General features: G+C 70.0%; 13 protein-coding genes. 9 read left to right on the forward strand and 4 right to left on the reverse strand.

What is annotated here, in order from left to right; all coding sequences use genetic code 11:
• Nucleotides 1-5: 5 nt before the first annotated feature.
• The 3 genes from ABZ725_RS07100 to ABZ725_RS07110 all read right to left on the reverse strand — a co-directional run bounded on the left by ABZ725_RS07100 (nucleotide 6) and on the right by ABZ725_RS07110 (nucleotide 5,930).
• A complete protein-coding gene (locus ABZ725_RS07100) occupies nucleotides 6-1,502 on the reverse strand; it encodes a family 43 glycosylhydrolase (protein WP_358801718.1) in 1,497 nt (498 codons plus the stop codon).
• Nucleotides 1,499-4,768, reverse strand: a complete 3,270-nt coding sequence (locus ABZ725_RS07105) for a discoidin domain-containing protein (RefSeq protein WP_358801719.1) — start codon at nucleotides 4,766-4,768, stop codon at nucleotides 1,499-1,501. The genes ABZ725_RS07100 and ABZ725_RS07105 overlap by 4 nt, the downstream gene beginning before the upstream one ends.
• Nucleotides 4,769-4,901: 133 nt before the next feature.
• A complete protein-coding gene (locus ABZ725_RS07110; protein ID WP_358801720.1) occupies nucleotides 4,902-5,930 on the reverse strand; it encodes a LacI family DNA-binding transcriptional regulator in 1,029 nt (342 codons plus the stop codon).
• Nucleotides 5,931-6,146: 216 nt separating this feature from the next.
• Here ABZ725_RS07110 and ABZ725_RS07115 point away from each other — a divergent pair, with 216 nt between their 5' ends.
• From ABZ725_RS07115 to ABZ725_RS07145, 7 genes are all read left to right on the forward strand, one after another.
• Nucleotides 6,147-7,466 carry a sugar ABC transporter substrate-binding protein gene (locus ABZ725_RS07115; protein WP_358801721.1) on the forward strand — a complete coding sequence of 440 codons (1,320 nt, stop codon included), beginning with the start codon at nucleotides 6,147-6,149 and terminating at the stop codon, nucleotides 7,464-7,466.
• Nucleotide 7,467: 1 nt separating this feature from the next.
• Nucleotides 7,468-8,343, forward strand: coding sequence for a sugar ABC transporter permease (locus ABZ725_RS07120; RefSeq protein ID WP_358801722.1), 876 nt, complete (start codon nucleotides 7,468-7,470; stop codon nucleotides 8,341-8,343).
• A 29-nt stretch (nucleotides 8,344-8,372) separates the two neighbouring features.
• Nucleotides 8,373-9,194, forward strand: coding sequence for a carbohydrate ABC transporter permease (locus ABZ725_RS07125; RefSeq protein WP_358801723.1), 822 nt, complete (start codon nucleotides 8,373-8,375; stop codon nucleotides 9,192-9,194).
• Nucleotides 9,195-9,246: 52 nt separating this feature from the next.
• Nucleotides 9,247-11,148: a beta-L-arabinofuranosidase domain-containing protein gene (locus tag ABZ725_RS07130; protein WP_358802068.1), complete on the forward strand. Its 1,902-nt coding sequence runs from the start codon at nucleotides 9,247-9,249 to the stop codon at nucleotides 11,146-11,148.
• A gap of 14 nt (nucleotides 11,149-11,162) precedes the next feature.
• Nucleotides 11,163-13,325: a beta-L-arabinofuranosidase domain-containing protein gene (locus ABZ725_RS07135; RefSeq protein ID WP_358801724.1), complete on the forward strand. Its 2,163-nt coding sequence runs from the start codon at nucleotides 11,163-11,165 to the stop codon at nucleotides 13,323-13,325.
• 148 nt (nucleotides 13,326-13,473) lie between these two features.
• Nucleotides 13,474-14,580 carry an FAD-dependent oxidoreductase gene (locus tag ABZ725_RS07140; RefSeq protein ID WP_358801725.1) on the forward strand — a complete coding sequence of 369 codons (1,107 nt, stop codon included), beginning with the start codon at nucleotides 13,474-13,476 and terminating at the stop codon, nucleotides 14,578-14,580.
• Between the two features lie 153 nt (nucleotides 14,581-14,733).
• Nucleotides 14,734-15,558: an SAM-dependent methyltransferase gene (locus tag ABZ725_RS07145; protein ID WP_358801726.1), complete on the forward strand. Its 825-nt coding sequence runs from the start codon at nucleotides 14,734-14,736 to the stop codon at nucleotides 15,556-15,558.
• A 40-nt stretch (nucleotides 15,559-15,598) separates the two neighbouring features.
• Here the strand turns inward: ABZ725_RS07145 and ABZ725_RS07150 are convergent, their stop codons facing one another.
• Complete coding sequence (locus ABZ725_RS07150) at nucleotides 15,599-17,431, reverse strand: acyl-CoA dehydrogenase (RefSeq protein ID WP_358801727.1); 1,833 nt, start codon at nucleotides 17,429-17,431, stop codon at nucleotides 15,599-15,601.
• 294 nt (nucleotides 17,432-17,725) lie between these two features.
• On the opposite strand from ABZ725_RS07150, the gene ABZ725_RS07155 reads away from it, so the two are divergent.
• Complete coding sequence (locus ABZ725_RS07155; protein WP_358801728.1) at nucleotides 17,726-18,409, forward strand: ScbR family autoregulator-binding transcription factor; 684 nt, start codon at nucleotides 17,726-17,728, stop codon at nucleotides 18,407-18,409.
• 131 nt (nucleotides 18,410-18,540) lie between these two features.
• Nucleotides 18,541-19,788 carry a cytochrome P450 gene (locus ABZ725_RS07160; protein ID WP_358801729.1) on the forward strand — a complete coding sequence of 416 codons (1,248 nt, stop codon included), beginning with the start codon at nucleotides 18,541-18,543 and terminating at the stop codon, nucleotides 19,786-19,788.
• The last annotated feature ends 92 nt before the right edge of the window (nucleotides 19,789-19,880 follow it).

Consider the following 19,880-nt stretch of genomic DNA (forward strand, 5'->3'; position numbering starts at 1 on the left):
TCGCGCTACTCGCCCGACGGCGAGGTGAGCGGGACGCCCAGGGCCACCGGGGTGCCGAAGTTCGGAGTGCCGTCCGCATTCCAGGTGAACTTCTGCGCCCTGGTGGTGCGGTTCATGTCGCAGCCGCCGCTCGCCGAGTTGTTGGCGTGGTAGACGATCCAGTCCTCGGTCCCGTCGGGCGACTTGAAGAAGCCGTTGTGGCCGGGGCCGTAGACGCCGTTGGCGTTGGAGCGCTGGAACACCGGGTTGGGCGACTTGACCCAGGAGGCCGAGTCGAGCGGGTCGCCGGTTCCGTTGTACGTCAGCATCCCCAGCTTGTAGTCGGGCGTGGAGCAGTGACTCGCGGAGTAGACGATGAACGTCTTGCCGCCCCGCTGCAGGACCTCCGCGCCCTCGTTGACCGCGCCGCCGACCGTCTCCCAACTGTAGGTCGGGGTGGACAGCACGCGGCGGGTGCCGCTCGCGGTCCACGGGTTCGACAGCGGCCGGATGAACATCGGCTGCGAGCCGTTGTAGAAGGTGCCGAGCAGATACAGCCGGCCGTTGAGCTGCAGGATGCCCGGGTCCAGCTCCCAGGTGTTGTCCTGCGTCGGGTCGAGCAGGTCGGCCTTGAAGCTGTAGGGACCCATCGGGTCCAGGCCCGCGCTCTCCAGGACATGGATCCGCTGGGTGCCCAGGTCGTACGGCTCACGCCCGGCCGTGTAGTAGAAGTACCACCGCTTGCCGTCGGGGCCGTCGAGCAGATGGAACTCCGGCGCCCACATCGTGCCCGCCCCGTTCGGCCGGGTCAGGTTGAAGACCACCTGGTCGGTCGCCGTGGCCAGCCCCGCCAGGGTGCTCGCCTTGCGCATGGTGACCGTCGAGTTCCAGGTCGTCGTGGCGAGGTAGTAGTACCCGTCGTAGTAGGTGAGCCAGGGGTCCGGGCCGTGCTGGGAGAGCGGGTTGGTGAACGTGTGCGGAGTCGTGCCGCCACCGCTGAAGGCGGGCAGCCGCCACACCCTGCCGCTCGCGGTGGCGCACGGCAGTTGCACCAGGTCGGTGTTGGACGCCGAGGAACCGCCACTCGGTGTGACGCACTTGCCCGAGCTCACGGAGACCAGGTTGAAGGTCTTGTCCGTTCCGGAGACCGCTACGGGAACGAGCCGCCACTGCTGGTTCGTGCCGCCGTGGCACGGCCACTGGATGATCGCCGCATTGTCGGCTGTGGACGCCCCGTAGACGTCGACGCATTGACCGGACTGCGCGGTGACCGTGTAGGTGTCGCTCGTCCCGGAGACCAGGGTGTAGCCGAAGCTCTGGTTCGCGCCCGAGGAGCAGGTGAAGGCTCGGAGCTGAGTGCCGTTGGTCGTCGAACTGCCGGGCAGGTCCAGGCAGTTGCCGCCGTTCTGGTTCACGCCGGTCGAGGTGAAGGCGACGGCGGCGGAGGCGGGCGGCGCCACGAGGAACGCGACCGCCACGGTGAACAGGGCGATGAGTGCGGACAGGCATCTGGAACGGGTCACGGTCCGTACACCTTTGCTTCGAGGAGGCCGACGGAGTTGGCGCCGTTGCCGGTGAGCAGCACCCGCAGGCGTGTGGTGCTCGTGGCGGTGAAGCCGACGGTGTTGTACTGGTTCTTGGCCAGCGGGTAGCCGCTCGCGCCGGGTACGTCGACGTAGGCGCTGCCGTTCCAGTACTGCAGCTTCCACGCGGTCGGCATGTCGATGCCCTGGTCGTCGTCGAAGAAGTACACCTCGGCCTTGTTCAGGGTCCTCGCCGTCGGCCAGGTCAGCTCGGCCCACTGCTGGCCGGTCTCCGGCCAGGTCCCCCAGCGCGGGTTCACCGTGTCGTTGGACGACGGCGGGTCGATGCCGTCGTTGACCGCGGCGACGCTCTCCCAGGGGGAGGTGTACGACGCCGAAGCGGTCGCGGACGTCGCCTGGTTGGCGGGTGGCTGGGGTGGCTGGACGCCGCCCCGGTTGAACACCTTGACCTCGGTGAGGCCCGTCTTGGCGCCGGAGGCGTTGGTGGCCAGGACCCGTACGCGTTGGGCGTTCACCGCCGGGAACTGCACCAGGTTGTAGTTGGCCCGTGGCAGCGCCGGGCTCTTGGTCTGGCCGGGGACGTTCACCCAGGAACTGCCGTCGTGGTACTGGATGGTGTAGGCGGACGGGGCCCGGTAGGTCGTGCTCGCCGGGCGGCTGTCCTTGAAGTACAGCCGTACTTCGTTCAGCGTGCGGGCGGCGCCGAAGTTCAGCTCGTACCAGTCCTGGCTGTTGGCGGACCCGCCCGCGCCCCAGAACGGCTCGTTCGTGGGATAGCCGTCCACCGCGCCGGAGGTGCTGCTGCCGGAGCCGGTGTAGGAGGCGGACGCCGTCGCCCCGGCGGCCAGGTCGGTGAGGTCGGCGGTCAGGTCGACGCCGGCCTTGGCGAGCATGTCGACCATGCGCGGGCTGCTCTGCACGACCTGGTTGGGGGCCTGCAGACCGGCGACGGCGATGTGGTGGGTGACCGTGCCGCTCGTGGTGACGTCACCGGTGGCCGGGTCCCAGGTGAAGGGCACCAGCGAGTTGACGGTCGCGGCCCGGTTGCCGTTGACGTAGATCGAGTAGCCCTCCGGAACACCGGGGTAGCGGACCACTCCGTCGGCCGGGTCGTCCCAGACGATGCTCAGGTCGGCGTTGCGGTAGCGGAGGTTGTTGACGGTGAAGTGGCTCCAGCCGATGTCGATCGGGGAGAGTTCCACCTTGGCGTCGCTGCGCGGCCGGAGCCCCGCGACGTCCTCGATCACCGTCCAGTTGCTGCTGCCCAGGATGTTGTGGTGGATCCAGGACCGGTAGTCGATGCCGGTGCCGTTCCAGTCGGCCCAGAACTCGTTGGCGTCGGGCCACTGGGTGTTGCCGCCGATGTACTGCGCCCAGGTGTTCCAGTAGAGCAGCTTCTTGTAGTCGGTCGCGCTCATCCAGGAGTTGGAGTAGTTGCGCAGCACGGAGGAGTAGAGCCGGAACTGCACGGTGGAGTTGATGGTGGAGAAGTTGTTGGATCCCGGCTCCCCGGCGTCGGCCGCCGCCTGCTTGTCGACCTGGTTGGCCGTGTAGAAGGGGAAGATCGGGTACTGGGCCGGGTCGTCGTACAGGCGCAACGCCTGCTTGTAGGCAGTGGTGTTGGGGACGGCGCCTACCGCGAACGGGTAGTAGTTGTTGATCTCCTTCCAGGGCACCCACTCGTTCGTCGACTTCAACCGGTGCTCGAACAACTGCCGGCTGGGGTTCCACAGCACGTTGACGATGGCGTCCTTGATCTGCGTCGCGAGGGTGCGCATCTCGGTGGCCTTCGCCGTGTTGCCGATCGCCTCGTAGGCCTCGGCGGCGGCGAGCGCGCCGCTGTACTGGTAGGCGGACTCGGCGCGGTCCATGTTGCCGGGCTTCCAGTGGAAGGAGACGGCGTCGGCGTCGTTGCCCGTCAGCGCGCCCCAGTCGTACTCGATGAGCTTGTTGTTGTCGTGGTCGTAGTAGGCGAGTTGGCCCTTGACGTCACCCTCGGCGTACCGGGCGAGGTTGCCGGCGATCGCGGGCTGTCCGCCGTGGATCTGATAGCTCTTCCAGGCCGCTTCGGCGATGTACTGGGTGTAGCTGTTGGACCAGTTCTCCGGGTCCCCGGGGTTGTCGAGGAAACGGCCGCCCTTGGAGGTCTGGCCGGCGCTGAGCCAGTCGCCGTACGCGTAGGCCGGGTTGCGCAGGTACTTGAGGTCGTCGATGTGCATGGGCTGGGTGAGCGCGATCGCGTTGTTGTAGCCGAGGACGCCCTCGGTCGACGTCGGGAACTGGAAGGTCTGCCCGGGGATGTCGGCGTCGAGGTTGTTGAAGCGCATCAACCACCAGCGGTAGTAGACGTTCTTCTTGATCGCCGGTTCGGGTACGTCGATGTAGGGCACGTTCTGCGCCCACCACAGGTTGTAGGCCCTGACATGGGTCGCGAAGGCGGTGTCGGCCGAGTAGCCCGCGTAGGCGTTGTACTCGGTCAGCGACTCGGGGATCTCGTCGGTGACGAAGCCCATCACCACCTTGGCCGTCACGGTGGCTCCGGCGCCGACGGTCACCGAGCGGTTGAGACCCCCGCTGGAGACGCTGAAGCCGTCGCCGGTGAGCCTCGGCCGGATGGTGGTGAGGTTGTTGTAGGCGTTGACCTGGCCGGTCAGCTCAACTCCCGTGCCCGAGGTGGCGTACGGCGAGGTCGCCCGCAGTTGCAGGGTGCTGGAGCCGGTGCCGTTGTTCTTGATCGACAGGTTGGTCACGGCCACGTTGTTGTCGGTGATGAACTTGGTCTGGGTGACCGTGATCGAGCCGGTGGTGTGGACGCTCTTCCAGTGACTGGGCGTCTGTCGGCGCTGCGACACCTGTTCGGTGAAGGTGCCCGGGGTGATCGCGACCGTGTAGGCGTTGTTGTTGCTGATGCTCTCCCAGTAGGCGACCTGACCGCCGAAACCGAGCACCGCGGGGTTGTGGGTCTTCATGAAGACCGCGCGCCCCCGGCTCATCAGCCAGGGCCCGGCCGGGTCGTCGCCGGTGCGGGCCAGCAGCCGGTCCATCCAGAAATCGGTTCCCGAACTCTCCGCGTCGTAGATGCTCCGCATCATGTCGCCGGGGGTGTAGGCGACGGGCGGGGACGGGACGGCGGGGCCGGTGAAGGTGGGTAACCCGATGGTCTGCGCGGCATGCGCCGACGGCGCGGCGAGCAGCGAGGTGAGCATCAGCACCAGGGCGACGAACAAGGCGTGCGGTCTTCTCATCGGAGGCTCCCTGAGTGGGGGTGACGAGAGGCACGGAAAGGGCACCTAAAAGGTTTTCGCAACGTAGAAGCGAGCTGATGCAGTGTCAAGAGACCTGTGAGCGAACGGCGTTCGCATCAAGACAGCGTTCGCTTCAGGACAGCGGTGCCGTCGAGCCCCTGATGACCACCCGGCAGCGCACCGTCTCGATCCCCGAGCGGCGGGCTCCGCCGATCGCGGTGAACAAGGCGTGCGCGGCCGCGCGCCCGACCTGCTCCAGGTTCATGTCGACGCTCGTCAGCGGCGGGCGCGAGGCGGCGGTCAGCACCTGCCAGTTGTCGAAGCCCATGACCGCCACGTCCTCCGGCACCCGGTGACCACGCTCGCGCAGCACGTCCATGACTCCACGGGCTATCTGGTCGCTGCCGCACAGCACGGCGTCGACGTCCGGCTGCCGGTCGAGCAGCAGTGCGGTGGCCGCCCGGCCCCACCCCTCCGACCAGGCCCCGAACCGTGGTTCGCCGACCAGGGCGAGACCGGCGTCGGCGAGCGCGGCCGCGGCGCCCTCGGCCCGCTCCTGCGCCGCGAGGTACCCGGGGTCGCCGGTGATGTGCGCGATCCGGGTCCGGCCGCAGGCCAGCAGGTGTTCCACGGCGATCCGACCGGCGTCGACGCTGTCGGGGACGATCGACAGATCCGCCGGATCGTCCGACGGCGCGTACGCGTAGACCACGGGGACGGGCAGTTCACGGCCGAGGGAGGGACGCGGGTCGGTGCGGCTGCCGACCACGATCAGACCGTCGACCCGGCGCCCGAGCAGCGCGCGGACATGGTGCTGCTCGCGGATCGCGTCGCCGCGCGCGTCGCACAGGAAGACCGCGACCTCGCCCGCGCCGAAGGCGTCCTCGGCACCCATGAGGATCGGGATGCTGAACCGGCCCTCCAGGTCGCTGGTGAGCAGACCGACGGTGCCCGACCGCCCGACGAGCAGGCCGCGCGCCAGCTGGTTCGGCCGGAAGGCCAGCCGCTCGGCCGCCTCGATCACCCGCTGCCGGGTCTCGGCGCGCACCTGGCTGCGGCCGTTGAGGGCCTTGGAGGCGGTGGCGATGGACACGCCGGCCAGCCGGGCGACGTCGCTGAGCGTGGCGGGATGCGAACGGGAGGGGCCGGCGGCCGGTGTCATGGAGGGGCTCCTGTCTCGCGTTGCGTGCGTAAACCGTACGCGAAAGATTTCGGGCGGAGTGCGTCGAGCGCGGTTTCACAGGTTTCGGCGATGCCTCGCCCTCCACCCCGACAGCGGTTCCGGCCAAGGGGATTGACGGACCATCAGTCGAGTTCTAGCTTTCAGAAAGCCTTTTCGGTTCCTTTCCGTCGCAGAACCCACACTAGGGGGATCGTCATGGGGAGCACGACCGGACCACGTAGACCCATCCGCCGGCTCGCCGCCGGCGTCGTCGCGCTCCTCGCCGCCGCGAGCCTGATCACGGCCTGCGGGTCGGGGGACGGCGGCGGCTCGGACGGCGGGGCGGCAGGAAGCCCGGCGGACGCCACCGGCGTCGACGACGGCGCCACGCTGACGATGTGGACCCGGGCGGCGACCCGGCCGCAGAGCGAGGCGCTGGTCAAGGCCTACAACGCGGGCCACAAGAACAAGATCGAACTGACCGTCATCCCCACCGACGACTACCAGGCCAAGGTCGGCGCGGCCGCCGGCTCCCGCGACCTTCCCGACCTCTTCGCCTCCGACGTGGTGTTCGTGCCCAACTACACCACCAGCCGCCTCTTCGCCGACCTCACCGAGCGCATCGACGCCCTGCCCTTCGCCGACGCGCTGGCCCAGTCCCACATCAGGGCCGGCACGTACGAGGGCAAGAAGTACGTCGTCCCGCACACCCTCGACCTGTCGGTGCTCTTCTACAACAAGGACCTCTACCGCAAGGCGAAGCTCGACCCCGCGAAGCCGCCGACCACCCTCGCCGAATGGGACCGACAGGCGCGGGCCGTGGACGCGCTGGGCGGCGGGGTCGACGGCACCTTCTTCGGCGGCAACTGCGGCGGCTGCGGCGTCTTCACCTGGTGGCCGTCCATCTGGGCCGGGGGAGAGGAGGTGCTGAACGAGGAGGGCACCGCGGCGAACCTCGACTCCGCCACCGCGAAGAAGGTCTACGACACCTACCGGGGTTGGGTGAAGGACGGCATCGTGGCGCCCGGCGCGCGCGACGAGACGGGCGCCACCTGGACCGGCGTCTTCCCGAAGGGCAAGGTCGGCATCATGCCCATGCCGTCGACCACCCTGGGCCTGATGCCCAAGAACCTGGACCTCGGCGTCGCACCCATCCCCGGCCCCGACGGGGGCAGGTCCACCTTCGTCGGCGGCGACGCCATCGGCATCTCGGCCACCAGCAAGTCGGCCGACCAGGCCTGGAACTTCCTCGCCTGGTCACTGGGCGACGAGGCACAGGTCGACGTCGTCGCCGCACACAAGGACGTCGTGGCCCGCACCGACCTCGCCGCCAACAAGTACTCGGCCGAGGACCCACGCCTGGTCGCCGTCAACCAGCTCGTGGCGGACGGCCGCACCCCGTATGCCCTGAAGTTCGGCCAGACCTTCAACGACCCCAACGGGCCCTGGCTGTCCCTGATGCGCGACGCCGTCTTCGGCGACGGGGCGTCGGTGGAGAAGGACAACAAGGCGGTCACCGCCTCGCTGGCCGACTGAAGTGCGGGCCTCCCGCACGTTTCAGGGCCTCGGCTACGCCGCGCCCACGGCCCTGTTCGTCGCCGTCTTCTTCCTGCTTCCCCTCCTCCTCGTCGGACAGATGTCGCTCAGCGACTGGCCGCTGCTCGCGGGGAACCAGGGCGCCAACGCCCCCGAGAACTACACCGACGTCACCGACAGCACCCTGTTCTGGCCCGCCGTCCGCTTCACCCTCCTCTACACCGTGATCGTCACCGTCGTCCTGCTCGGCCTGGCCCTGCTCCTCGCCCTGCTCGTGCAGGAGTCCCGTCCCGGCGCCGGCTTCTTCCGCACGGTCTACTTCCTGCCCGGCGCCCTCGGCCTCGCTTCCGCCTCCCTGCTCTTCTGGGGCCTGTACAGCCCCACCACCGGGCCACTCAGCAGCATCCTGGAGCAGCTCGGCCTCGTCGACGACCCGGTGTCCTTCCTCGGCACGCCGACCTCCGCCCTGCTGTCGACGGTGTTCCTCATCGTCTGGAAGTTCGCCGGTTTCTACATGCTGATCCTGCTCGTCGGCCTCCAGCGCATCCCGCACGAGGTGTACGAGGCGGCCCGGACGGACGGCGCGAGCAGAGGCCAGATCTTCCGCTCCATCACATTGCCGCTGCTGCGTCCGTCGCTCGCGCTGTCCCTGCTGCTCTGTGCCACCGGATCGCTGCTCGCCTTCGACCAGTTCTTCGTCCTCACCAAGGGCGGACCGGACAACAGCACCGTCACCGTCGTGCAGTTGATCTACCGCGAGGCGTTCCAGCGGCTGAACCTCGGCACCGCGGCGGCCCTGTCGATCCTCGTGCTCGCCGCACTGCTGCTGCTCAACGTCCTGCAGTTCCGCGGTCTGCGCCACGCCGACGAGTCATGACCCGCGCCTCTCGCGGAAAGGAGTCACCGGTGCTCACCCGAGCCCTCGGCCGGACGCCCTACTACGTCGTCGCCGGAGGACTGGCCGTCATCTTCCTCTTTCCCCTGGTGTGGAACGCCTGGGCGTCGGTCGGCGCGCAGCCCGGCACCGCGCAGGAAACCGGTTACGGCCTCGGCAACTACCGGACGCTGCTCGACTACGACGCAGGGCTGTGGCGCTACCTCGGCAACAGCACCCTGGTCTCAGCGCTCACCGTCGCCCTCACCCTCGGCGTGTCCCTGCTCGGCGGCTACGCCTTCGCCCGCTTCGAGTTCCCGGGCAAGAACCTGCTGTTCCTGCTGACCCTGGCCATCCTCATGGTTCCCTACGCCACGCTGCTCATCCCGCTCTATGTGCTGCTCGGCAGGCTGCACCTGCAGAACTCGCTGTTCGGGCTGAGCCTGGTGCTGACGATGTTCCAACTCCCGTTCGCCACCTTCATGATGCGGATCTCGTTCGAGGCGGTGCCGCGCGAACTGGAGGAGTCCGCGCTCGTCGACGGCTGCGGCACGGCGGGCGCGCTGCGCAGGGTCCTGCTTCCGGCCGTGCGGCCAGGGCTGATCACGGTGGGGCTGTTCGCGTTCCTCGCGGCCTGGAACGACTTCATCGCGCCCCTGATCCTCATCTCGGACAGCCAGAAGGCGCCCCTGCCGCTGGCCGTCGCGAACCTGCGACAACAGAGCATGGGCGCCGTCGACTACGGCGCCACCGAAGCCGGGGTGGTGGTCCTCGCCGTGCCCTGTCTGCTCCTCTTCCTGCTGCTGCAACGGCACTACGTGCGGGGCTTCATGTCGGGTGCGCTGAAGGGATGACGCGGTGAAGGAGAACACGCAGGGGGCATCCGTCGGGCCCGTGGGGTCCGCAGTGCCCGTGGCGCCGAGCCGCGGCCGACTGCGACCGCTCGGCCTGGACGAGGTCCGGATCACCGGAGGATTCTGGGCCCGGCGCCGGCACACCAACGCGACCGCCACGCTGGACCACTGCCACGACTGGATGGAACGCGTCCGCTGGATCGGCAACTTCCGCGCCGCCGTCGCGGGGCGCATCCAACACGAGAGGCGCGGACGGGAGTTCGCCGACTCGGACGTCTACAAGCTGCTCGAAGCCATGGCCTGGGAGGGCGGACACGGCAACGCGCTCGACGCGATCACGGAGGCGATCGCCCCCGCCCAGGAACCCGACGGCTATCTCAACACCGCCTTCGACCGGCCAGGCCAGCAGGCCCGGTACAGCGACCTCGAATGGGGCCATGAGCTGTACTGCTACGGCCACTTGATCCAGGCAGGCGTCGCCCAGATCCGCGCCGGGGGCGACGGAGAGCTGGCGAAGATCGCCCGGCGGGCCGCCGACCATGTGTGCGCCACCTTCGGCCCGGGCGGCATCGAGCGCGTCTGCGGGCACCCGGTGATCGAACCGGCCCTCGTCGAACTGGCCAGGGCGACGGGGGAGCAGCGCTACCTCGACCAGGCGCGGCTCTTCGTCGACCGCCGAGGCCGTCGCACGCTCGCCGACGGCGAGTTCGGCCGCGTCTACTACCAGGACGACCTGCCCGTGCGGCAGGCCACCGTGTTCCGGGGCCACGCCGTGCGGGCCCTCTACCTTGCGTCCGGCGCGGTCGACGTGGCGGTGGAGACAGGGGACGACGATCTGCTCGCCGCGGTCGTACGACAGTGGGAGGCCACGGTCGCCCGGCGTACCTACCTCACCGGCGGCATGGGCTCCCACCACCGGGACGAGGCCTTCGGCGACGACTTCGTCCTGCCGCCCGACCGCGCCTACTCGGAGACCTGCGCCGGCGTGGCCTCCGTGATGCTCAGCTGGCGGCTGCTGCTCGCCACCGGCGAGTCGCGCTTCGCCGACCTGGCCGAGCGGACCCTTTTCAACGTGGTCGCCACCTCACCCGCCGAGAACGGCCGGGCCTTCTTCTACGCCAACACCCTGCACCGGCGCCGCCGAGGCACCGTCCCCCCGGCCGACACCGACAGCCCGCGCGCCGAGTCGAGCCTGCGCGCCCCCTGGTTCGCGGTGTCCTGCTGCCCGACCAACGTGGCACGCACCCTCGCCCTCCTCCCCGCCTACCTGGCGACGGCGGACGACCACGGCATCCAACTGCACCAGTACGCCGACGCGGAGATCGCCACCGGCGGCCTCGCACTGACCGTGCGCACCGACTACCCCCACGGCGGGAGCGTCACCGTACGCGTCGACCGCGCCCCGGACCACCCGTGGACCCTGTCCCTGCGCGTCCCCGACTGGACGCGGGGCAGCGCCGCCCGGCTCACCGCCCCCGACGGATCGCGCCGAGCCGCAGCCCCCGGGACGGCGACCGTCACCCAGGTCTTCCGCCCCGGCGACGAGATCCGCCTCGACCTGCCGGTACGGCCGCGCTGGACCGCGCCCGACCCGCGCATCGACGCCGTACGAGGCACCCTTGCCGTCGAGCGCGGGCCCCTGGTGTACTGCGCCGAGTCCGTGGACCTCCCGTACGGCCACGAGGTCGACGTCGTACGAGTGGATCCGTCCACCGCACCGCAGGACGGTCCGGACGGCACCGTCGTGGTCGACGGGGACGCAACCGATGACGACGCACAGTCCGAGGAACCCTGGCCGTACCGCCCGTTCGACGCCGCCACCGGCCCCTCGGCCGCCGGGCGCGCGGGGATCGTCCTGGTCCCGTACCACTCCTGGGCGAACCGCGGGCCCTCGACGATGAGGGTGTGGCTGCCGACGCACGACTCACGGCCGGACAGCACCGACGACCGATGATCGGAGTCCGAGACATGTCCCGACCCCCCACCCGCCGCAAGGTGTTGAAACTGGCCGCAGGCGGCGCCGCCGTCGGCCCACTCGCAGCCGCCGCCCCCGCGGCGCAGGCCGCGACACCCGACCGAACGGCACGCGACCGAGTCACCCCCGCCCCGGCGGCACCAGCCCCTTCCACCTGGGCGGTACAGCCCTTCCCCCTCGACCAGGTCGCCCTCGGCGACGGCGTGTTCCGCCGCAAGCGCGACCTGCTGCTCGGCTACGCCCGGGCCTACCCGGCCGACCGCATCCTGGCCGTCTTCCGCGCCAACGCGGGGCTCGACACCCGCGGCGCCCAGCCGCCCGGCGGCTGGGAGACCGCCGACGGCAATCTGCGCGGCCACTACGCCGGACACTTCCTCACCCTCGTGGCCCAGGCGTACGCCGACACACGCGAGGCCGCCCTCAAGGCCAAGCTCGACCATCTCGTGGCCGAACTCGCCCTCTGCCAGCAGGCGTTCGCGGACCACGGCTCGCCGAAGCCCACCCACCCCGGCTATCTGGCGGCCTACCCCGAGACCCAGTTCATCCTGCTGGAGAGCTACACGACCTACCCCACCATCTGGGCGCCCTACTACACCTGCCACAAGATCATGCGCGGTCTCCTCGACGCGCACTCCCTGGCCGGGAACGCGCAGGCCCTCGCCGTCGCGTCCACGATGGGCGACTGGGTGCACAGCAGACTCGGCCGGCTGCCCAAGGCGCAGTTGGAGCGCATGTGGTCGATCTACATCGCCGGCGAGTACGGCGGGATGAACGAGGTGCTGGCCGACCTGCACGCCCTCACCGGACGGCCCGAACACCTCGCCGCCGCCCGCTGCTTCGACAACACCGCGCTGCTGGACGCCTGCGCCGCCGACCGGGACATCCTGGAGGGCCGGCACGCCAACCAGCACATCCCCCAGTTCACCGGCTATCTGCGGTTGTTCGACCACACGGGGGAGGAGCAGTACGCGGCGGCGGCCCGCAACTTCTGGGGCATGGTCGCGGGCCCCCGCACCTACAGCCTGGGCGGCACCGGCCAGGGCGAGATGTTCCGCGCCCGGGGCGCCGTCGCGGCCACCCTGGGCGACAACAACGCCGAGACGTGCGCCACGTACAACCTGCTCAAGCTGAGCCGGCAGCTGTTCTTCCACGAGCCGGACGCCGCCTACCTGGACCACTACGAGCGGGGCCTGACCAACCACATCCTGGCCTCCCGTCGGGACGCCGTCGGCTCGACCGGTCCGGAGGTCACCTACTTCGTCGGCATGGGCCCGGGAGTGGTGCGCGAGTACGGCAACACCGGGACCTGCTGCGGCGGCACCGGCATGGAGAACCACACCAAGTACCAGGACTCGGTGTACTTCCACTCCGCCGACGGCGCCGCCCTGTACGTCAACCTCTACCTCGCCTCGACGCTGCGGTGGCCGGAGCGGGGCCTTGTCGTCGAGCAGACGAGCGCCTACCCGACCGAAGGCGTCCGCACCCTGACGTTCCGTGAGGGCGGCGGCAGCCTCGACCTGAAGCTGCGGGTTCCGTCCTGGGCCACGGCCGGTTTCACGGTCACCGTCAACGGGGTCCGGCAGCAGGCGCGGGCGGTGCCCGGCAGCTACCTCACCCTCAGCCGGACCTGGCAGCGCGGCGACCGGGTCACGGTGTCCGCCCCCTACCGCCTGCGCATCGAGAGGGCCCCGGACGATCCGACGGTCCAGTCGCTGTTCCACGGACCGATCCTGCTGGTCGCGCGGAGCCGGGCGACGAGCCTGCGGGCGTTCTCGTTCTACAAGGACTTCACGCTGCGCGGCGACCTCGCCGACCCGATCCGCCCCGAGGGCCGCCCGCACCACTTCACCACGCACGGCCTGACCCTGGCCCCCTTCCACCTCGCGGACGACACCCGCTACCACGCCTACTTCAAGCGCACGGAGCCCGTCGTCGTCTTCGGCGCGACCGACTCGGGCGTGCCGAACCGCGCCCGCGGCGACGGCCTGACCTTCCTCGACGTCCTGTGGGCGCAGGCGCCGTTCACGGCCTCCGCCCGCTTCGTGGACGCGGTCCGCGGCCTGGCCGACGCCTGGCTGTCCGAGGGCCTGTTCACACCGGCCGAACGGGACCGCGTCGTGACGGCCGCCGCCGACGCCGATCTCAGAAGCTGGTGACACCTGCCAACACGCAGTGCTTCACGGAACGTCCACATCGTTCCCTGCGAACTTGAGAATTCAAACGCTACGCTCGTCGGCAGTTCGAGTGGCCGAGGCAGTCCACGCGCCGTGCCGCTCGCTTTCCCCCCATGCACAGGAGACGCGCGTGCGCGACGGCGACGTAGTGGTGATCGGTGGCGGCTACGCGGGCGTCCGGCTGGCGAAACGGCTGGACGCGACCGCGAGGGTCACCCTGGTGGACCGCAAAGAGGTCTTTTTCCACCGTATATCCTCCCTCCGCGCCGGCGTGCGCCCGGAGTGGTCGATGACCCCCTTCATCCCGTACGACCGACTCCTGCACGAGGGCCGCGTGGTGGTGGGGAAGGCGACCCGCATCGACACCGACGAACGGCAGGTCGTACTGGCGACGGGCGAGCGGCTCCCCTACGACGTGGTCGTGATCGCCACCGGCGCCGACTACCCCGAACCGGCCCGCTTCACCGGAACCACCACCGAAGAGACGATCAAGTCGTTCGCCGGTCACCAGCGCAAGATCGCCGCCGCCGGACATGTCCTGGTCGTCGGCGGCGGCCCCTCCGGCGTCGAACTCAGCGCGGAGATACGCCTGGCCCGGCCGGACGCCCGGGTCACGCTCGCCCACTCCGGGCCGACCCTGCTCCACTCCACGGGGAGCGAGCGGGCCGGGCGCAAGGCGCTGGCCTGGCTGGAGTCCCACGACGTGGAGGTCCGCCTCGACTCGTTCATGTCCCCCGGCAACGACTTCGGCACCTACCGCGACGCACACGGCAACATCGTCGACGCCGACGTCTCCTTCTGGGCGACGGGCACCACGCCCAACACGCTCTGGCTGCGCCTCGCCGGACACGGCGACTGGCTGAACCCCGGCGGCCACGTCAAGGTCGACCGCAGACTCCGGGTCGGCGGCCGTCCGGACGTGTTCGCGGTCGGCGACGTCAACGACGCCACCGAGCTGAAGATCACCCCCGCCGCGCTCGCCCAGGCCGACCTCGCCGCCCACAACATCCGCGTACAGCTGCACAGTTCCGGCAGGCACCGCAAGGAGCCCCGCCTCTACCGGCCGATCCAGCGCACCCCGCTCATCGTGCCGTTCGGCGCGGCCGACGGACTGACCCTGCTGCCGGTGCCGGGCGGCGAGAGCGCGGTGCTGGGCGGCCGCACCTCGGTACTGGCCAAGGCGAAGACCCTCATGACCCCGTACATGAGGCGCCAACTCGGCTACACAGCCGCCTGAAGCGACCGTCGGGGGCCCGCCTCGCCCGGCCCCCGACTTGGCCGAAACCTCATGCCGTGCGATGGCAAGCGCTCTCAACGTCCATGCGTCGAAAGGAAGTTCGCCTAGGTTGGAGCCCCTGATCATCAACGTACCTGTGCAGGAGGCTTTGCTGTGTCGGATTCCACCTCCCAGACCGACGCGACTGTGGGAACACCCGGCCGGATCGACACGTCGAAGCCGCACTCGGCCCGGTTCTGGAACTACTTCGTCGGGGGCAAGGACAACTACGAGGTCGACCGGGAGATAGGCGACCACATCAAGGAGATCTTCCCCGGGCTGGTCGACGTGGCCGTCACCAGCCGGCACTTCCTGGGCCGTGCGGTGACCCACCTGGCCGGAGAGCAGGGCATCCGCCAGTTCCTGGACGTGGGCACCGGTCTCCCCACCGCCGACAACACCCACCAGGTGGCCCAGCGCGTCGCCCCGGACGCCCGCATCGTGTACGTCGACAACGACCCCGTCGTGCTCGCCCACGCGAACGCCCTCCTGACGAGCACGAAGGAAGGCAAGACCGCCTATCTGGACGCGGACCTGTACGACCCGGAAGCCGTTCTGGAAGCCGCCGCGGGCACCCTTGACTTCTCCCGGCCGGTCGGCCTGATGATCCTCAACACGCTGGGCCACGTGGCCGACTACGAGCAGGCGCGCGACCTCGTCCGGCGGCTCATGGCCGGCCTGCCGTCCGGAAGCCACCTGGTCATCAGCGACAGCACCGCCACCAGCGAGGGCATGATCGCCGCGTCGGAGGCCTACAACTCGAGCGGCGCCGTGCCGTACTACGTGCGCAGCATCGAGGAGATCGGTGGCTTCTTCGACGGGCTGGAGCTGGTGGAACCCGGGATCGTCCAGGTGACGAAGTGGCGTGCCGACCACGACGATTCAGCCAACTTCGCCGTCGCTGTCGACGCCTACTGCGGCGTGGGCCGCAAGCCGTAGCCTGCCCGAACAGCACACCTGTTGCGGGAGCCGCTCCCGCTCATCGAGTGGAGATGAGCGGGAGGGCGTCGAGGTACTGGGGCGGGAGGTCGAACGCCTCGGTGAGGGTGGTGAGTCGGGGCTGGAGGCTGTCGGTGAGGGCGTCGACGGTCGCGGGGAGCTCGTGGATGTGGTGGGGGGCGATGTGCCCGTCGGCGAGCAGGATGCCGGTGTGCGGGGTGAGCTGGGCCAGGAGGTGGAGGGTGGTCAGTTCGGTGAGGAGCTGACGGGTGGGCTGGTGAGCGGTGTGGGTGAGGGCCGCCAGCAGGGCGTCGGCCGCCAGGAGAGCGGTGTGGGTGTGAGCTCGCTGGAGGGCGGGCGCCGACGCGGTGTTCCAGCGGGCCTGCGGGTCGTGGGCCGGGCCGTTGCGCAGCGCGCTGTGGGCCTGGGCGTGGAAGGAGTGCTCGGTGTGGGCGAGCAGGTTGCGCAGGAAGCGCGGGTTGGTGAGGTGGGGCGGGCCGGGGTCGGGGGCGGGCGGAGTCGGCGGGTGGTGCAGGAGCTCGGCGGCCGCCTTGGTGGTGATGAGGAGGTTGTCGCCCTCGGCGGTGATGGTCCCCTCGATGTACTCGGGGAAGCCGGCGAGGTGGTTGGCGGGCAGGAGTCCCTGCGCGCCGCAACGCTCACGGGCCTCCAGGGCGATGGTGCGGGCCTGCCAGGTGATCCAGGCCTTGGCGAGGGCGATGAGACGTTCGAGGCGGGTGCGGTCGTCGGCGGTGTGGCGGGTCCACTCGGCGGTGAGCGAGCGGTGGAGAAAGGTCATGGCATAGGCGCCGGCGACGGCCTGGAGGAGTCGCCCGTGGTGGGTGCGGTGGGTGTTGATGGGGATGCGCTGACCGGGCCGGGTCCCGCTGACTCGACGGTGGTCGCCGTAGCGGACGGCGATGGCGAGCGCGGCGCGCGAGGCGCCGACGGCCGCCGCGCTCATGCAGAGCTTCCCGGCGGTGACGCGCGCGATGGAGGTGAGGAAGCGTTTTCGCCGGTTGCCGAGGTTGCTGGTGAGGCAGTCGTCGGGACCGAGGCGTCCGTGCTCGCCCTGCAGCAGGGCCTGGCGGGGCAGCGGCAGCTGGTCGAACGAGGTGAGGCAGTGGTCGACGGGGGCGTTCGGACGCAGCGGGAGGGGGGTGACGGTGATGTGGGGCAGGGGGCCGCTGTGGTCGGTCAGAGGCGTCAGGAAGAGGAAGATGCCGTGGTCACGGCCGTCGATCAGCAGACGGGCGGCGACCACGGCGGACTTGGGGCCGCCGAGGGCGCTGGTGTTGGGCATGAACTTGGCGGCGCCGGGGTGGGGGGTGTGCAGGACGAAGCCGCCGGTCTCGGGGTCGAGGCGGGCGGTGGTCTCCAGCGCGGGCGCGTCGTTGCCGTGGTCGAGCTCGGTGCACAGGAAGGTGCCGATGCGTCGCAGGGCGGTGAACTCGGTCAGGTCTCTCAGGGGGTCGGCGTCGTGGTCGAGGAGGCTGCCGAGGAAGAGGTTGTAGTGGATGCTGGCGACGGTGGTGAGGCCTCCGCCCCCCTCCACGATGGCCGCCCACTCGTGCAGGGCGGTGAGGAGGGCCACGTCGGTGGCGAGGGATTCGGGGTCGTCGAGGGTGTCGTTGACCAGGCGTAGCCAGGTGTAGGACTGCGCGGCGCGTTGCTCGGGGGTGAGGCCGGGCCGATGGCGGAAGACGTCCTCGGCGATGAGCCGGCGCCAGGGGGCGTGGACCCGCTCGCCCTCGCCGTCCTCGTCGAACAGCAGCCGGGTCAGCTCATGGACGGTCTCAGTGACGGGGCCGACGTCGTCGACGCGGTGTGGCCCGGTGGGGCGCTCTCCGCTGTGGAATGCCAAAAGGGCCATGAACCCTCTCCCCGTTTGTCGCAGATCCGGAAACTGGATGTCTGGATGTGCAGTGAGCCAGAAGATACGGACCTACCGGTTTTGTAATCAAGACAGAAATCGGCAAACCGCAAGGGCGCAGATGGCGGGATTTCAGTGGTGGCTGTGTCGGATGAGCGGATCTGGTACGGCTGGTGCTCTCTGTTCCGGCGTCCCGGGGGCGAGGCCGCGAGCCCCACGCGGTGGCAGGAGACTGACCTGTCGGTATATTTTCCGAAGCCGGAAATCGCGGGGAAGCTACCTCGGAGGTGGGGCGTGGCACTGCAGGAACGGGCCGTGCGAACGAGGCGGGCCGTCCTCGTCGCGGCCGCGGCGGTGTTCGCGGAGGTGGGGTACGAGGCGGCGACGATCGCGGGGATCCTCGCCCGCGCCGGGGTGACCAAGGGCGCTCTGTACTTCCACTTCGCCTCCAAGGAGGAGCTCGCGCAGGCGGTGCTCGCCTGTCAGCTGGAGGCCGTTCCGGCCGTGCCGACGCGGGAGTTGATGCTGCAGCAGGGGCTGGACGAGGCGTTCGTGCTGGCGCATCTGCTGTGGATGGGTGATCCGCTGGTGCAGGGCAGCATCCGTCTGACGGTGGATCAGGGAGCGCCGAGCGACGGGCTGGACCGGCGGGTGCCGATGAACGGGTGGATCGCTCGCAACGCGGAGGTGCTGGGGCGGGCGAAGGACCGGGGGGAACTGCTGCCGCACATCGATGTGGCCGCCGCCGCGCGGATGTTCGTGGGGGCGTTCACGGGTGTACAGGTGCTGTCGAAGGTCATGACGGGGCACGCGGACCTGCCGGAGCGGGTGGCGGACCTCCAGCGGCACCTGATGGCGGGGGTCGCGGTGCCGGGGGTGCTGTTGCAGCTGGACACGACGCCGGGTCGCGGCGCCCGGGTCTATGAGGAGGCCATGCGGTCGACCGGGGAGGCGAGGCAGCCCCAGTCCACCGGCTGACCGGCTGCCGTGGAGCGGTGGTCGGGAGTGGTGGTTGGGGGTGGTGAGACGCGGGGAGTGGTGTGGGGTGAACGGCTCGCCGGGCGAGTGCGACTGCCGAAGCCCGCAAGACGACCCCAGGGAGTACGACGATGAATACGACTGCCTGCCCTTACGCCCTTGATGTGACGGGGCGTGACCTCGCGGGAGAGGCGGCGATGCTGCGGGCCAAGGGACCCGCGGTACAGGTGGAGTTGCCGGGGGGTGTGGTGGCCTGGGCGGTGCTGCGGCAGCAGTATGTGGAGCGGCTGCTGACCGATTCCCGGGTCTCGAAGGACGCGCGCCTGCATTGGCCCGAGTTCATCGAGGGAAGAATCACCGAGGAGTGGCCGCTGTACCCGTGGGTGGTGAACGAGAACATGCTGTTCGCCTACGGCGCCTCGCACACCCGGCTGCGCCGGCTGGTGGCGGCGGCGTTCACCGCACGGCGCTCGGAGGCGCTGCGACCGCGCGTCGCGCAGATCGCGGGCGAACTCGTCGACGGGCTCGCCGACGGGCTCGCGGCGGCCCGGCCGGGTGTGCCGGTGGATCTGCGGTCCTCGTTCGCGGAGCTGCTGCCGATGCGGGTGATCTGCGAGCTGTTCGGGGTGCCGCAGGGCGAGGCGACCGACGCCCTGTGCGCGGCGCTGCACACGGTGTTCGGCACGACGATCAGCGGGCAGGAGATCGAGGCGGCGCGCCTGGAGGCCTTCGTACGGCTGTCGGAGCTGGTCAAGGCCAAACGGGCCGAACCCGGCGACGATCTGACGTCGTTGCTGATCGAGGCGCGTGACCAGGACGACCGGCTCAGCGAGGAGGAACTCCTGGGCACCCTCTTCCTCATGATCGCCGGAGGACAGGACACCACCGCCGCCCTGATCACCAACGCGGTGGGGGCGCTGCTGCTGCGGCCCGAGCAGTTGGAGCACGTCCGGGAGGGGCGGGCGACCTGGCAGGACGTGGTGACCGAGACCATGCGGGTGCACACGCCCGGCGCGTACTCGCCGATGCGGTTCGCCGTCGAGGACATCGACCTGGACGGGGTGCTCATCCGCAAGGGCGAGGCCATCCTGGTCTCCTTCGCGGCCGGCGGCCGGGACCCCGAGCGCTACGGACCGGACGCCGACCGGTTCGACGTGCTGCGCAAGGACGGCGACGGCCTCGGCTTCGGCCATGGACCGCACCGCTGCATGGGAGCTCCGCTCGCCGGGGTGGAGGCGGAGAGCGCGTTCGCCGCGCTCTTCGAACGCTTCCCCCGGATGGAACTCGCCTGCCGACCGGATGAACTCCAGCCGCTGCCCAGCTTCCTGATGAACAGTTACCGCTCGCTGCCCGTACTGCTCGCGCCCGCGCACGACTGACCGGGGAGGCGTTCTGCCGAGGATGCCGCCGGACCGGCCCGGTCCGGCGGCATCATGCCGAAAGCGCGCCACTGAAGCACCAAATATACCGA

The organism is Streptomyces sp. NPDC006872 (genome assembly GCF_040635845.1).
Lineage (GTDB): Bacteria > Actinomycetota > Actinomycetes > Streptomycetales > Streptomycetaceae > Streptomyces.